Source organism: Glaciecola sp. XM2 (genome assembly GCF_018595715.1).
GTDB lineage: Bacteria > Pseudomonadota > Gammaproteobacteria > Enterobacterales > Alteromonadaceae > Glaciecola.
Map to the genome: position 1 here is coordinate 155,677 of NZ_JAHEOJ010000020.1, position 14,104 is coordinate 169,780.

The following is a 14,104-nucleotide window of genomic DNA, read 5'->3' on the forward strand; positions in this document are numbered from 1 at the left end:
GAGCCGCAAAAACTAAGTTGCTATTGTAACGATTAAATTAACGCTCGTATCGTCGAAAGGATCAAAACTACATGTCAAACTTCAGTAGAAAGGATGTAACCACGCACCGCCGTGAAAGCGTATTTGAAGGTTTTTTTAAAATGGTGCGTTATCAGTTCACGCATAAGAAATATGATGGCAGTCAAAGTGAGCTCGTTACGCGAGAAGTCTTTGAGCGAGGGCATGCAGTAGCCGTATTGCCTTATGATCCAGTGCTAAATGAGTTCGTACTTATCGAGCAGTTTCGATATCCGGCGCTTGCGACAACTGATGACCCATGGCTGATTGAAGTCATTGCAGGGATTATTGAAGAGGGTGAAGATGAACCGGACGTATGCGTGCGAGAGGCAAAAGAAGAAGGCAATATAGACATCTTTAATCTTGTCAAAGTACTTAGTTATCTGTCTAGCCCTGGTGGCACAACAGAGAGGCTGCATATTTATGTTGCGCAGGTAGATGCGAGTAATGCCTCTGGTGTTCATGGTTTAGAAAATGAAGCCGAAGACATAAGGGTATGCCGAGTAAAAGAAGCAGAGGCCAGACAATGGCTTGCTGAAGGTAAAATTGACAACGCGGCGGCCATAATTGCTTTACAATGGTTTTATCTCAACAAGGAAGATTTATTGGCACGCTGGGAAGCATTAGCCTAAATAGGAATGAAGTTGAAACGACGTTACGTGCCACATTTACCCACCATTCTCGCTATTTGCGAGAACAACTATGTGTGCATGTTAAAACTTTTGCCCGACTGCGATAGCGAAGATTTGTCGTATGAGTTCAGTATTAGCAAAGACCTTGTATACAAGATTCAGATCATAGCATCGACGCCCTACACGAGCACTTTAGAAATGTCGCAGGTGAGTGCAAATACGCCTAAATATTTAAGCCCGACCATGGTTGTGCGGTTGTACCATGATGCAAAAGTGGCCGAAGTGCTTGAGTCGCAGCGCACCGCGCAGCTTCAGCCGGTATACGAGTACCCTAATTTGAATATGCATCAGCGCAATGAAAAATTTCTGGTGAACGTCTTTTTAGCGGAGTGGCTGCATTTTTGTTTAACGCAGCGCATTGAGACCACCACCTCAAATTAAACCATTATTTTATCTGCACCACTAAAAAGGACTTATATGCAGCATTTGGTATATTTACACGGATTTTTAAGCTCACCCCAATCAGAAAAAGCGCAGCAGACTGAAGCATTTGCAGCAAAGCACTACCCTTATCTGAATCTTCATATTCCCCAGCTATCAGGTGATATTGTAAAAGCAGTCGATAAAATTGATGCGCTGCTTAACACGCTACCTCAAGGCAAGCTTGCCTTTATTGGCAGTTCCATGGGCGGTTTTCTATCCACATATTTTGTTGAAAAATATGCGTCAAAATTTGATGCCCGCGCGGTGCTAATTAACCCTGCGGTTGCGCCATATAATCTCTTAAGTGATTATATTGGAGACCACCAAAATCCTTATTCGCAAGAACGCTTTACCATTGCGCCTCAAAGCATTAAAAATATTCACGACTATTACGTGGCGACCCTTAATCACCCAAGCCGATTTAAAGTCCTGTTACAAACTGACGACGAAACGTTAGATTACAGACTCGCTGTTGAATATTATAGGGGAGCGAATATGACGATAGAAGCCGGCGGTAATCATAGCTTTGTTAATTATGAGCGTCACTTGGCAGATATTTTTGCGTTTTTTATACGTTAATTCCTGAGAGTTTCCGCGTATCAATCGCGTCTGTTATGGCGCGCTATTCATTACGTCATCGAACACAAGTTAAAATTGCCTGTAAGGTGGCACCTTGATACTATGCTAGTCATCAGCGACGCCTTGACTCATGTGTATGAGTTCACGTACTAGCATGGTATGACGGGGCGACAGCACCTTATTCCTACAAAAATAAAAACGAAGCGCTAAAGCATGAGTAATCAATATAATTCAGATGCAATTGAAGTCTTAAACGGTCTAGAGCCGGTCAAACGCCGTCCTGGTATGTATACCGACACCACTCGACCGAACCATCTTAGTCAAGAGGTCATTGATAACAGCGTTGATGAGGCGCTTGCTGGCCATGCGACCACTATCAAAGTGATTTTGCATCAAGATCAGTCGCTAGAAGTGATTGATGATGGGCGTGGCATGCCAGTCGACATCCATCCTGAAGAGAAAATCTCAGGTGTTGAGCTTATTATGACTAAGCTGCATGCTGGAGGTAAGTTTTCGAATAAAAACTATGAATATTCAGGCGGTTTGCACGGCGTCGGTATTTCTGTGGTGAACGCTCTGTCATCGCGTGTTGAAGTGACAATTAGGCGCGACGGTCAGGTCTATCAAGTGGCGTTTGCTCACGGCGATAAGATTGAAGATCTTCAGGTCATCGACACCTGTGGTAAGCGCAATACCGGTACACGCGTGCACTTTTGGCCCGATGCGAGTTATTTTGACTCAGCAAAGTTTTCGGTCAGCAAACTTTTACATATTCTTCGCGCTAAAGCGGTCTTATGCCCTGGTTTACGTATTCGATTTGACAATAAAATCAGTGGTGAGAGCACAGAGTGGTACTTTGAAGATGGATTGAGAGATTATTTATATCAATCTGTAAAAGACTACGAAACCCTACCAAATGACACGCCTTTTGTTGGCCAGTTTTCAGGCAATGGCGAGGCCGCGGATTGGGCGGTGATGTGGCTACCAGAGGGCGGTGAACTCGTAACCGAGAGTTACGTTAACCTGATTCCTACAGCTCAAGGCGGAACACACGTCAATGGCTTACGACAAGGTCTGCTTGATGCTATCCGAGAATTTTGTGAATTTAGAAATCTGTTGCCAAGAGGCATCAAGATTACCGCAGACGATATTTGGGAGCGTTGCTGCTATATATTATCGACAAAAATGCACGACCCGCAGTTTGCAGGTCAAACAAAAGAACGCTTGTCATCTCGTCAAGCCTCTGCCTTTGTTTCTGGTGTCGTAAAAGACTCGTTTAGTTTGTGGCTGAATCAGCATACCGATGTGGCGGAGTTATTAGCTGAGCTATGTATCAATAATGCGCAAAAACGCTTAAGAGCCAGTAAGAAAGTAGCAAGAAAGAAAGTGACCTCTGGTCCGGCTTTGCCTGGAAAGTTAACCGATTGTTCAACGCAAGATAACGCTCGCTCTGAATTATTTCTAGTGGAGGGTGACTCGGCAGGAGGCTCTGCAAAACAGGCCAGAGACAGAGAGTTTCAAGCCATCATGCCGCTGCGCGGAAAAATTCTTAATAGTTGGGAAGTGGATTCATCGCAGGTATTGGCGTCACAGGAGATCCACGATATATCGGTAGCACTTGGTATTGACCCAGATTCTGAGGACCTTTCGGGTCTGCGCTATGGAAAGATTTGTATTCTCGCCGATGCTGATTCAGATGGTCTGCATATTGCAACGCTGTTGTGCGCGCTTTTCGTGAAGCATTTTAGAACCCTTGTGGACCAAGGCCACGTCTATGTTGCAATGCCGCCACTGTTTAGAATTGATATCGGCAAAGAGGTGTATTATGCCCTTGACGAGTCTGAACGACAGGGGATCTTAGATCGCATTGAGGCTGAGAAAAAGCGTGGTAAGGTAAATGTGCAACGCTTTAAAGGATTAGGTGAGATGAACCCATTACAGCTTAGAGAAACGACGATGGACCCAAATACGCGCAGACTTGTGCAACTTACCAGTGAAGACGGTGAGAATATGCTCGAGCTGATGGACATGCTGCTAGCCAAAAAACGCTCACCAGATCGCAAGGCTTGGTTAGAAAGCAAGGGTAATTTAGCAATAGTCGATTGATAATACAGCATGCTCCGAGCGATTAAATACACACTACTTGGATTTATAGGGCTCAGTATTCTGCTGCTCATTCTTGTTGTGGATTTGTCGCCTTCTATCGAAGTGTCTTCTAGCGAACAAGTCGACCAAGCGAATCGCATGAATATCCTGCTCAATCAGGTTCGAAAGGCGGTTCGCGAGCGTTACATTCCTCACCAAATTACATTGACGTCGAGTCAGGCTGTGAGTTTAGCGGGTTTTGTTCAGCGGGCACTTGTGCATGCTCAGGCTGATGTGTTGTTTGACCAAGATTTAGCAATACTGCATGCAAGCTATAAATTAACTCCCCTAGGCATTCCTTTATATATTAACTTGGAGGCTGAAGTTTCTTCAGGTGAGGGGGTTATCTTTGAGCATGTGAAGGTTGGTAATTTGACCCTCCCTGGTAACTTGGCGCTTAACATGGCTGAGTATGTTGCCAACCAATATACGCAAAGTGTAGTGGCCACAAAAGCAATTGAATCCATTGCTAGTGTTGAGGTGAATACCAGTGGTGTGATGGTTTCAGTCAATCCCCTCGATACTTTATTACGCGAATTTAAACAGATTAAAACCGGCAGTAGCGATGATGATGACCGGCTACTAAAAATAAAGATTGCCCATTATTTACGTTTGTTAGATTCCATTGATTCGATTGCAGAGCTCACCAGTAATACACCGTCATTAAGCTTATATTTGCGGGCATTGATGATAGAAGCTCAAGCATTAAGCGCAAATAGCTCGGCAACTCTAGAAAATGAAGCAGCTATCTTAGCATTAGCCATATTTGCAGGTGATCGACGTTTCTCAGCCCTAATTGGCGACCTCAGTTTTGCCATTGATAAAATCCCAACAACGCGAAACAGGCTTCAACTTGCATCAAGACAAGATTTAAGCCTGCATTTTATATTTTCTGCAGCCATTAAGCTTTTATCTGAGCAGGGGATCAGTATTGCCGTGGGTGAATTTAAAGAGCTTATGGATAGGGGGCAAGGAGGCTCTGGATATAGCTTTGTCGACCTTTGTGCTGATCTAGCGGGAACACATTTTGCGGCCCTAGCGGTTAATCCAAGAAGCGCCCGACAATTACAAACGATTATGGCAGCTGAAGCAAGCGAAGCGCTGTTTTTCCCTAGTATTGAGGCGTTAGATGAGGGGCTAAATAGCGCAGAATTTTCAGATAAGTATCAAGCGGTCGATAGTCCAGCTTATCTGGGGGCGTTGGAGATCATCAACAGCCGCATAGAGGCGCTGCCGATATCTTCTGCTAAACGATAAATACATTTGCACGTCAGTTTGATAAATTCAGTACTTTAGAATAGTTGATTCTTGACTGGCATCGGTTACATTAAATACTTACTAACAATAGGACGATATGACATGAAAGTTTTAATAATAAGTTTACTCATACTACTAGGTAGCACTAGCTTCAACGCGCAAAGCGCCGCAGTGTTTAAGGTCAGCAAAGGTGATGATGTGGTCTATGTAGGTGGCACTATCCACTTATTAACCGATGCGGACTTTCCGTTGGCTCAAGCATATGAGATTGCGTTTGAAGCTGCTGATGAGCTAGTGTTTGAAACAGATATCGCCGCCTTTAGTGATCCATCAATACAAGCCAAAATGGCTCCAGTGATGCTTCAAGCGCCAGGCGTTACTCTTAGCTCGCAGCTTTCAGCACCCACAGCTACAGCCCTCAACGCCTATTTAACTGAAAAAGGTTTGCCAGTAGCGCAGTTTGATATGTTAACAGCGACCGGAGCGATGCTCACCCTAACTATCATGGAGTATCAAGCACAAGGTTTCCGCGCTGAAGGGGTGGATGCTTTTTATCATGCTAAGGGTTTAGAAATGGGCAAGGGTATTGCGTGGCTAGAGTCTGTAGAAAGTCAAATTGCCCTGTTAGACAGCTTTGATGATGGTAACCCAGACGGACTTATTTCATACACGCTAGAAGAAATCGATAAGAGTGCAGGTATGATTGATAAGCTTCACAATGCATGGAAGAGCGGTGACCTAGCTGCTTTAGAGGAAGCGGGTTTAGTAGATATGAAACGTGACTTCCCAGAAATTTATCAAACGCTTATGGTCGACAGAAACAATAAATGGATGCCTCAGATTGAAGCTATGTTTGGTGATGACGATACTGAATACGTCTTGGTTGGCGCCGCTCACTTAGCAGGCGACGAGGGTGTATTAGAAATGCTAGAGGCAAAAGGCTATAAAGTAGAGCGTTTATAAGTCATAGGCGTTGTGATGGGTCCTAAGGTATTGACGCTCAGGGTTAAACGATGACAATACGCTTGCGGACTTTATCTCACTGCATAACTTATGTAGTTATGCAGTGATCATCTTTTTATTTGCTTCGCGCCGCCTCGTTTGCGAGCGGTATCAACGGAGACTGTGAATGACTACAAATACAGTGATCACACAACTGATTGATGTACTGGGTGAAGCGAATGTGTCAACGAATGATAAGAAGACCCAATATTATCGACGTGGCTGGCGAACAGGTGGTGGTGACGCGCTAGCGGTTTTGTTTCCACAAACATTAGTTGCTTTTTACAAAGCGCTTAAGGTGTGTGTTGAGCATCAGTGTATTATTATCATGCAGGCCGCCAATACCGGATTAACAGAAGGCTCAACCCCTAGTGGAAAAGACTATGATCGCGATGTCATCGTTATCAATACCTTGGCCATGGATAAGATTTTTGTATTAGGTGATGGTGAGCAGGTCGTAAGCCTCCCTGGCGCCACCTTACATTCATTAGAGTCCATTCTAGCGCCACTTAATCGAGCGCCACACTCCGTTATCGGTTCCTCTTGTTTAGGCGCATCCATTGTTGGTGGCGTGGCGAACAATTCGGGGGGCGCGTTGGTCAAACGAGGTCCCGCCTATACCGAGCTCTCCATATATGCGCAAGTGAACGAGCAAGGTGAGTTGATACTCGTAAATCACTTGGGCATTGATTTAGGCAGCGAACCAGAATCGATGCTACATAATTTGGAGACGGGTAATTTTGATAAACGCGATATCAGCTCAAGCATTAAAGCCTCCGCAACAGACTACGAGCAGCTATTAAGAGATGTCGATGCAGACACCCCATCTCGATTTAACGCAGATGAAAAAAGGTTATATGAGGCAAGCGGTTGCGCGGGTAAAATAGCGGTATTTGCAGTTCGTCTCGATACTTTTGAGGTACCCAAGCAAGAGCAAAGCTTTTATATCGGTACTAACGATGCAAAGGTGTTAAGTCAAATAAGAAGAGAAATACTGCTGCATTTTTCTCACTTACCGGAAGTGGGTGAATATATGCATCGTGATATTTTTGAGATATCGCGTAAGTATGGAAAAGACACCTTCTTAAGCATCAAACATTTTGGTACCGACGCAATGCCAAAACTGTTTGCTATCAAAGGCCGTTTAGATGCTTTTTTGAATAAAGTGCCTTTGTTGCCCGCTTTTTTCACCGACCGTGTCATGCAGTTTATCAGCGCGCTATTCCCAGAGCATCTTCCCAAAAGGTTACTCGAATATGGTGCAGACTTTGAGCACCATCTCATTTTGAAAATGAGTGATGAGGGGATTGCACAAGCACGCACATTTCTGCAAAGGTTTTTCAGCAATGGTGCTGATGGTGCCTTTTTTGAATGCAATGCTAACGAGAGTCAGAGTGCTTTTTTGCACCGATTTGCAGCGGCTGGTGCGGCAATGCGTTACCAAACCTTGCAAGCAAAAAACGTCGGCGACATTTTAGCTTTAGACATTGCCTTAAAGCGCAATGAAAACGACTGGGTAGAGCATTTGCCAGATGATCTGCGCTCGCAAATTGAACAATCCCTTTACTATGGCCATTTCTTTTGCCATGTGTTCCATCAGGATTATGTGCTCAAAAAAGGTGCTGATGCAGAAAAAGTGAAGCAAGCGATGCTCAAAATCTTAGATGGGCGCGGAGCAAAGTACCCAGCAGAGCATAACGTTGGCCATTTATACAAAGCAGATGCTCCGTTGGAGAACTTTTATAAAAAGCTCGACCCGACCAATACCTTTAATCCGGGTGTAGGCAAAATGTCGAAGCACAAACGCAATTGCGCATGCTGTTTATAGGTTTGCCAGCCTAGGTATGAGCCGTTTTTTAACTCCCAAACTTCATAGATAGGGTATATGAGTAAAATAAATCAGGATCCGCGAATCGATCCACGTATCAAAGCCGTTTTCGGTAAGCTTGCGCTTGGCGGTAGCCGAGATGTACAAAGCAGAGAAGAGGCTTTAGAAGCTGCCAATAGTGAACGGGCAATCGCCACACGTTCAGCAGTTAAAACCTTTTTAAATAAGTGCGACAGTGAAGCTGTGGCGAGCTCACAAGGTTTGCAGTTTAAAAAATACAGTATTACTTCTGTGCCTGATGGAAATACGATTAATTTGCAGCTAGTGCGTAAGCAAGGCGATGATGTGCTGCCATGTATTTACTATATTCATGGTGGGGGAATGGCCACAATGTCATGCTTTGACGGCAATTATCAAGCGTGGGCACGTATTTTGGCTGCACAAGGCATTGCTGTAGTCATGGTAGATTTTAGGAATGCCTTGGTACCTTCTTCAGTAGAAGAGGTAGCGCCATTTCCTGCTGGGTTAAACGATTGCCTATCAGGTATCAAGTGGGTACATGAAAATAGTGACGAACTGAAGATTCAACGCAATAACATCGTTATTGCCGGCGACAGCGGTGGTGGTAATCTAGCCTTAGCGAGTGCCTTAAAACTAAAGCGAGACAAATGCCTGAACATCATCTCTGGCGTGTATGCACTGTGCCCCTATATCGCCGGAAAGTGGCCATTTGCAGAGAGTCCGTCATCCACTGAAAATAACGGTATCATGCTAGATTTGCATAATAATCAAGGGGCAATGATTTACGGGATTGATGAGTTTAACAAGCAAAATCCCTTGGCTTGGCCATACTTTGCTAGTATCGATGAGTTGAAAGGTTTAGTGCCGACAGTGATAAGTGTAAACGAATGCGACCCATTGCGTGATGAGGGGATCAATTTTTACCGACGCCTTTTAAGTGCAGGCGTTCATGCTAAGTGTCGTCAAGTGATGGGTACCATTCACGCTATAGAGGTATTTCCTCTCGCTTGCCCCGACATCAGTCGTGAAACCGCTGCAAACATGGCTCACTTTTGCTATTCGCTTGAAGGCGAGCCAACCCAAAGGTTGGCTAACCTTGTTTAAACCGTGCGTGGCGTGTTTTGCGCATGCCACAGTTTGCATCGGTGTGCCAACGTTTAATTCTTATCATCTGAATAACCTATTAGCCCAATCGCTTTTTCTCCACATACTTTTTTCAATGTAGTGCCTATACTAAATACTAGCTTGTTAAAGCAAGTTTAAGATTTTGTAAAAAATTGTTGGCATCAGATTGCTCTAATTGCCACCGGTTTATATCGCGCATGTTGTGCCAATGGCTGACATGTACACACACCTGAGTCTTTCATATTAAGGACACAAAAATGAAAAAATCGAAGATACTTTCCAAAGCCACAGTATGTGCCGTGAGCATGATATTGTCTGGTTTTGCAAGCGTACATGCTCAAGAAGTTAGCAAGCCTAAGGGCGCTATGGGCACTGGAAGCGTGCAAGCAGGGCAACCTAAAAGCAACCAATTTTGGTGGCCAGATCAACTAGACCTGTCTGCCTTGCGTGACCATGACGGACGTTCAAACCCGTATGGTGCAGATTTTAACTACGCAGACGCCTTTAACAGCCTCGATTTAGATGCTGCAAAGAGCGATATTGATGCCCTCCTCACAACCTCTCAAGACTGGTGGCCGGCTGACTTTGGCAACTATGGCCCGTTTTTCATTCGTATGACGTGGCACAGTGCGGGTACTTATCGCACATTAGATGGCCGAGGCGGCGCAGATGGTGGACAGCAGCGCTTTGACCCGTTAAACAGTTGGCCAGACAATGGTAACCTTGATAAAGCAAGACGACTACTGTGGCCGGTAAAACAAAAATACGGTGAAGCACTCTCTTGGGCCGATTTGATGGTGTTAGCAGGTAATGTTGCATTAGAAAATATGGGATTTGAAACTTATGGGTTTGCCGGCGGTCGTGCTGACGATTGGGAGCCAGATATCGTTTACTGGGGACCTGAAGTCGAGATGCTTGCATCTGACAGAGAAGACAAAGATGGTCAGCTTCAACGTCCTTTAGGTGCAACTCACATGGGTCTTATTTATGTCAACCCAGAAGGTCCCCGCGGCGTGCCTGATCCAGTCGGTTCAGCAAAAAATATTCGTGTTGCGTTTGAGCGCATGGCGATGAATGATGAAGAAACCTTAGCGCTTATCGCCGGTGGTCACACCTTTGGTAAAATGCATGGTGCACATAAACCTGCTGATTGTCTAGAAGCTGAACCAGGCGCTGCGGGCATCGAAGAGCAAGGGTTAGGTTGGAAAAACAACTGTGGCAAGGGCCATTCTGAAGATACAGTGACTAGCGGTCTTGAAGGGGCATGGACACAAGCGCCGACTCGTTGGACGTCGCTGTATTTGAGTAACTTACTGAACTTCGAATGGAAACAAACTCGCAGTCCAGCCGGTGCTATCCAATGGATCCCTACCGATGAGTCATTACACGCAATTGTGCCTGACGCTCACATTGAAGGTAAGTTTAACCCTCCAGTGATGACCACCGCAGATTTAGCGCTGAAGTTCGACCCTGAGTATCGCAAAATCGCTGAGCGTTTCCTTGCTGACCCAGAAGAGTATCGTTTAGCCTTTGCAAAAGCTTGGTATAAGCTTACTCATAGAGATATGGGCCCACCAAGAAACTTCTTGGGTAAAGAGGTGCCACAAGAGATTCATATTTGGCAAGATCCTATTTCTGCAGAGACGCAATCAGATATCGACCAAGATGACGTTGCTGACCTTAAAGCCAAAATACTTGAAACGGGCTTAACCGTTCCTGAGCTTGTGCGCGTTGCATGGGCATCTGCTGCAAGCTATCGCGATTCAGACATGCGTGGCGGTGCTAACGGTGCACGCATTGCATTGGCTCCTCAAAAAGATTGGGCTGTAAACAATCCCGCAGAGACCGCTAAAGTCGTTGATGCATTAAAGCAAATTCAAGAAGACTTCAACGGTGGCTTCTTTAACCGCAAGCAAGTTTCATTAGCAGATCTGATTGTATTAGGTGGCGCTGCAGCGATAGAAAAAGCGGCAAAAGATGCCGGCTATGATATTAGCGTACCTTTTACACCGGGTCGTGGTGATGCCACACAAGAACAAACAGATGTAAATTCATTTAGTTTGTTAGAGCTTAGCGCAGATGGTTTTAGAAACTACTTTAACAGCGAAACAAGTTATGAGTCGCCAACTGAACTGCTTATCGACAAAGCCGATCAATTGAATCTGTCGGTACCAGAAATGACCGTACTAGTCGGCGGCATGCGTGCTCTTGATGCTAATCATGGTGGCGCCAAGCATGGTGTGTTGACGAATAACCCTAGTACGCTAACAAACGACTTTTTTGTTAACTTACTTGATATGGGTACTGTGTGGCAAAAAGCGTCTGAAGATGGTGTTTATGAAGGTTTTGACCGTGCAACGGGCGCACCTAAGTGGACCGCTACTTCAGTAGATTTGATTTTTGGTTCTAACTCAGAGTTACGTGCCATTGCTGAAGTCTATGCGTATGACACGTCAAAAGAGAAATTCGTACAAGACTTTGTGAAGTCGTGGACGAAAGTAATGAATATCGACCGTTAATCAACGGCTGAAATACAAGCGCCGCAAGGGATACCTTAGCGGCGCTTTTTTATGCTACTGAGCATATGTTTGACAACGCCTAGTCCAGCCAGCTAGCCATTTTTGCTCAACTTCTTGCTGAGGTGAGTTGTTCACTCTTCGGGATAATACGTAAATGCAAGCGTCGCTAAACGCCACATGGATGTCAGTAGGCTGCACGCTCTCTTTGCTTGATAAGTTTGAATGCATGGTTTGTAGTACTTGTAACAATCCCCAGCCTTGATTTTCATAGCGCTCGGAAGCTGCCGTACCTTCGCCTTTAAAGTTAACGTAATCAATCAGCGAATATAGGCCAAGTTCTGTAGCTGCCAGTTGGTTGAAGTAGGTAGTGATAATCGTGCTTTGTTCTGCGACCTGCGTCTTATCGGCTTGTTTTTGGTCTAGATGCTCAACCATTTTAGGTAACGCTGCTTGCATCCGTTGGTGAATAAACGCAATTTGATGTTCAAACGTCGATAGCATTAAAGCCTTGACGTCTTGCATTCGATCGCTTCGCTTTGCATTGATAAAGTCTGCTTTAGTCTCCCATGGACAATCCTTGGCCTCTATGAGCCATTGAGGTACATCGACCCCTTGGGCAACGAGATATTCAACCAACTGCGGAAAGGTTTCAGTGAATGGGCTTTGTAAGCCCTCCGGAAACCAGATGAAATGTCCTATGCCGACGCTCGCAAAAGATTCACCATCGTTCCAAGCCACCAAGTATTCGGGATTTGAGCCCGTCTCGTTTTGATAAATTTTGTCGCCAATACTCGCTAGCTGTGATTTGGAAATATTGCTGATCGCAGGGGTTGCTTGGCTATGTGCGCTTAAGGGAATGAAGGTCAAAAACATGAAAATGCTAAGGCCAAATCGACGTATTGTTAGCATTGAAATGTGCATCCTTGGTTATCTAATTAACGCGCTATCGAGTATCTGATGTATCTGATATTACTTACTTAGTTAAGTTCAACACACAGGTGTATTGAGCTTGTTGACCGATTGCGCTATGTTGCGACTACAAGAATAACGAATAAATCATAAGGTTACATTATGCGCTTAGCATTTATCTGTTCAGTGTTATTAGTTTTGGGCTCTACAAGTTCGCTGTATGCGGCTGGTGATGACTATTTTCCTGCCAGTGGTCAGTGGGAAAGTAAGCCTGCAAGTGAGTTTGGCATGGATCAAGCCCTTTTAGATGATGCAATCGCCTTTGCACAAAGTAATGAATATTCGGGTTCCAAAGATTTAAGAATAGCTATTTTAAAGGGGTTTGAACGCGAGCCCTTTCACGAAATTCTCGGGCCCACTCGAAAGCGTGGAGGCCCAACAGGACTGATTCTTAAAAATGGCTATATCGTTGGGCAGTGGGGTGAACCGAGTCGGGTTGATATGACCTTCAGCGTAACGAAAAGCTATTTAACCACCGTAGCCGGTTTGGCGGTAGATAAAGGACTGATTGCAAAAACCGATGATTTGGTGAGCGAATATGTGTGGACCGGAGAATTTGACGGTCGACACAACAGTCAGGTCTCTTGGGAGCACTTACTTAACCAGTCGTCTGATTGGTCTGGTGAGCTGTTCGGTATCAAAGATTGGGCCGACCGACCGCCTGCTGAGGGTGATCTAGACGATTGGAAATACCGAGAATTAAGAACCCCCGGCAGCGTTATGGAGTACAACGACGTACGTGTGAATTTACTCGCATATTCACTACTCAATGTATTTCGCCAGCCCCTACCGCAGGTCTTAAAAGAGCACATTATGGATCCGATTGGCGCTTCTACAACGTGGCGCTGGTATGGATATGATCATGCTTGGGTAACAATAGATGGCAAGAAAATGCAGTCTGTCACCGGGGGCGGTCACAGCGGCGCAGGGATTTTTGTCAATACCTTTGACCAAGCGCGATTTGGTTTATTGTTTGAGCGCGATGGCAGGTGGAATGAGCAACAGCTTATCTCCAAAAGCTGGATAAAGGCCGCCTTAACACCTTCACCGGCCTATGAAAGCTATGGCTACATGTGGTGGTTAAATAAAGGGCCGCGCAAATGGGAGCAGGTTGATGATGAAAGCTTGTTCTACGCAGCCGGTTTTGGCGGTAACTTTATTGTCATTGACCGTGAACATGACGTAGTCATTGTCACTCGCTGGTTAGAGCCAAGTCAAATAGGTGAGTTTGTAAAACGCGTACGAAGTGCCCTATAAACGTGCCCATATTTTTTGAACAACGATGATGTTTATACACTGTATTTCACTCACTTTTCGCTCTAAGTAATATCAATATTGAAGACGCGCTTCAACCGCTGAGCCCATGACATACCTTTAGCATGATAAAGATTATCAGGTAGTTTGTTTTCTTTATTAGTCAGGTAGCGTTACTTCTAACCATGAAGCGCGTTGAAAAGACAATTATATAGTGGCTTTATCAACACCCA

At 45.0% G+C, this 14,104-nt stretch carries 10 protein-coding genes and 1 pseudogene; 10 read left to right on the forward strand and 1 reads right to left on the reverse strand.

All coding sequences use genetic code 11. The features are described from left to right. Positions 1 to 65: 65 nt before the first annotated feature. From nudF to katG, 9 genes and pseudogenes are all read left to right on the forward strand, one after another. Positions 66 to 689 (forward strand): annotated as a pseudogene (nudF, locus tag KJ365_RS05375) (ADP-ribose diphosphatase); the annotation flags it as partial. A gap of 6 nt (positions 690 to 695) precedes the next feature. After that, positions 696 to 1,130, forward strand: a complete 435-nt coding sequence (locus tag KJ365_RS05380; RefSeq protein WP_250884044.1) for a DUF1249 domain-containing protein — start codon at positions 696 to 698, stop codon at positions 1,128 to 1,130. A gap of 36 nt (positions 1,131 to 1,166) precedes the next feature. Then, positions 1,167 to 1,751: a YqiA/YcfP family alpha/beta fold hydrolase gene (locus KJ365_RS05385; protein ID WP_214450609.1), complete on the forward strand. Its 585-nt coding sequence runs from the start codon at positions 1,167 to 1,169 to the stop codon at positions 1,749 to 1,751. Between the two features lie 213 nt (positions 1,752 to 1,964). After that, positions 1,965 to 3,857, forward strand: coding sequence for a DNA topoisomerase IV subunit B (gene parE, locus KJ365_RS05390; protein ID WP_214450610.1), 1,893 nt, complete (start codon positions 1,965 to 1,967; stop codon positions 3,855 to 3,857). A gap of 9 nt (positions 3,858 to 3,866) precedes the next feature. Then, positions 3,867 to 5,153, forward strand: a complete 1,287-nt coding sequence (locus KJ365_RS05395; protein WP_214450611.1) for a YfiM family lipoprotein — start codon at positions 3,867 to 3,869, stop codon at positions 5,151 to 5,153. Between the two features lie 102 nt (positions 5,154 to 5,255). Then, a complete protein-coding gene (locus KJ365_RS05400) occupies positions 5,256 to 6,116 on the forward strand; it encodes a TraB/GumN family protein (protein WP_214450612.1) in 861 nt (286 codons plus the stop codon). A gap of 166 nt (positions 6,117 to 6,282) precedes the next feature. Beyond that, positions 6,283 to 7,983 (forward strand): D-lactate dehydrogenase, encoded by a 1,701-nt coding sequence (dld, locus tag KJ365_RS05405; protein WP_214450613.1) that lies wholly within the window; start codon positions 6,283 to 6,285, stop codon positions 7,981 to 7,983. A 57-nt stretch (positions 7,984 to 8,040) separates the two neighbouring features. Further along, on the forward strand, positions 8,041 to 9,108 hold the full coding sequence (locus KJ365_RS05410) for an alpha/beta hydrolase (protein WP_214450614.1): 1,068 nt from the start codon (positions 8,041 to 8,043) through the stop codon (positions 9,106 to 9,108). 278 nt (positions 9,109 to 9,386) lie between these two features. Further along, positions 9,387 to 11,648, forward strand: coding sequence for a catalase/peroxidase HPI (katG, locus tag KJ365_RS05415; RefSeq protein WP_214450615.1), 2,262 nt, complete (start codon positions 9,387 to 9,389; stop codon positions 11,646 to 11,648). A gap of 54 nt (positions 11,649 to 11,702) precedes the next feature. Here katG and KJ365_RS05420 read toward each other — a convergent pair whose 3' ends face one another. Next, positions 11,703 to 12,557, reverse strand: coding sequence for a hypothetical protein (locus KJ365_RS05420; RefSeq protein ID WP_214450616.1), 855 nt, complete (start codon positions 12,555 to 12,557; stop codon positions 11,703 to 11,705). A gap of 162 nt (positions 12,558 to 12,719) precedes the next feature. On the opposite strand from KJ365_RS05420, the gene KJ365_RS05425 reads away from it, so the two are divergent. Next, positions 12,720 to 13,874, forward strand: coding sequence for a serine hydrolase domain-containing protein (locus KJ365_RS05425; protein WP_214450617.1), 1,155 nt, complete (start codon positions 12,720 to 12,722; stop codon positions 13,872 to 13,874). Positions 13,875 to 14,104: the final 230 nt, after the last annotated feature.

Bases quoted from the DNA above. Each gene is read 5' to 3' on its own strand.
- parE (WP_214450610.1), top strand. From the start codon at position 1,965: ATGAGTAATCAATATAATTCAGATGCAATTGAAGTCTTAAACGGTCTA.
- KJ365_RS05425 (WP_214450617.1), top strand. From the start codon at position 12,720: ATGCGCTTAGCATTTATCTGTTCAGTGTTATTAGTTTTGGGCTCTACA.
- katG (WP_214450615.1), top strand. From the start codon at position 9,387: ATGAAAAAATCGAAGATACTTTCCAAAGCCACAGTATGTGCCGTGAGC.
- KJ365_RS05410 (WP_214450614.1), top strand. From the start codon at position 8,041: ATGAGTAAAATAAATCAGGATCCGCGAATCGATCCACGTATCAAAGCC.
- KJ365_RS05385 (WP_214450609.1), top strand. From the start codon at position 1,167: ATGCAGCATTTGGTATATTTACACGGATTTTTAAGCTCACCCCAATCA.
- KJ365_RS05400 (WP_214450612.1), top strand. From the start codon at position 5,256: ATGAAAGTTTTAATAATAAGTTTACTCATACTACTAGGTAGCACTAGC.
- dld (WP_214450613.1), top strand. From the start codon at position 6,283: ATGACTACAAATACAGTGATCACACAACTGATTGATGTACTGGGTGAA.
- KJ365_RS05395 (WP_214450611.1), top strand. From the start codon at position 3,867: ATGCTCCGAGCGATTAAATACACACTACTTGGATTTATAGGGCTCAGT.
- KJ365_RS05380 (WP_250884044.1), top strand. From the start codon at position 696: ATGAAGTTGAAACGACGTTACGTGCCACATTTACCCACCATTCTCGCT.
- KJ365_RS05420 (WP_214450616.1), bottom strand. From the start codon at position 12,557: ATGCTAACAATACGTCGATTTGGCCTTAGCATTTTCATGTTTTTGACC.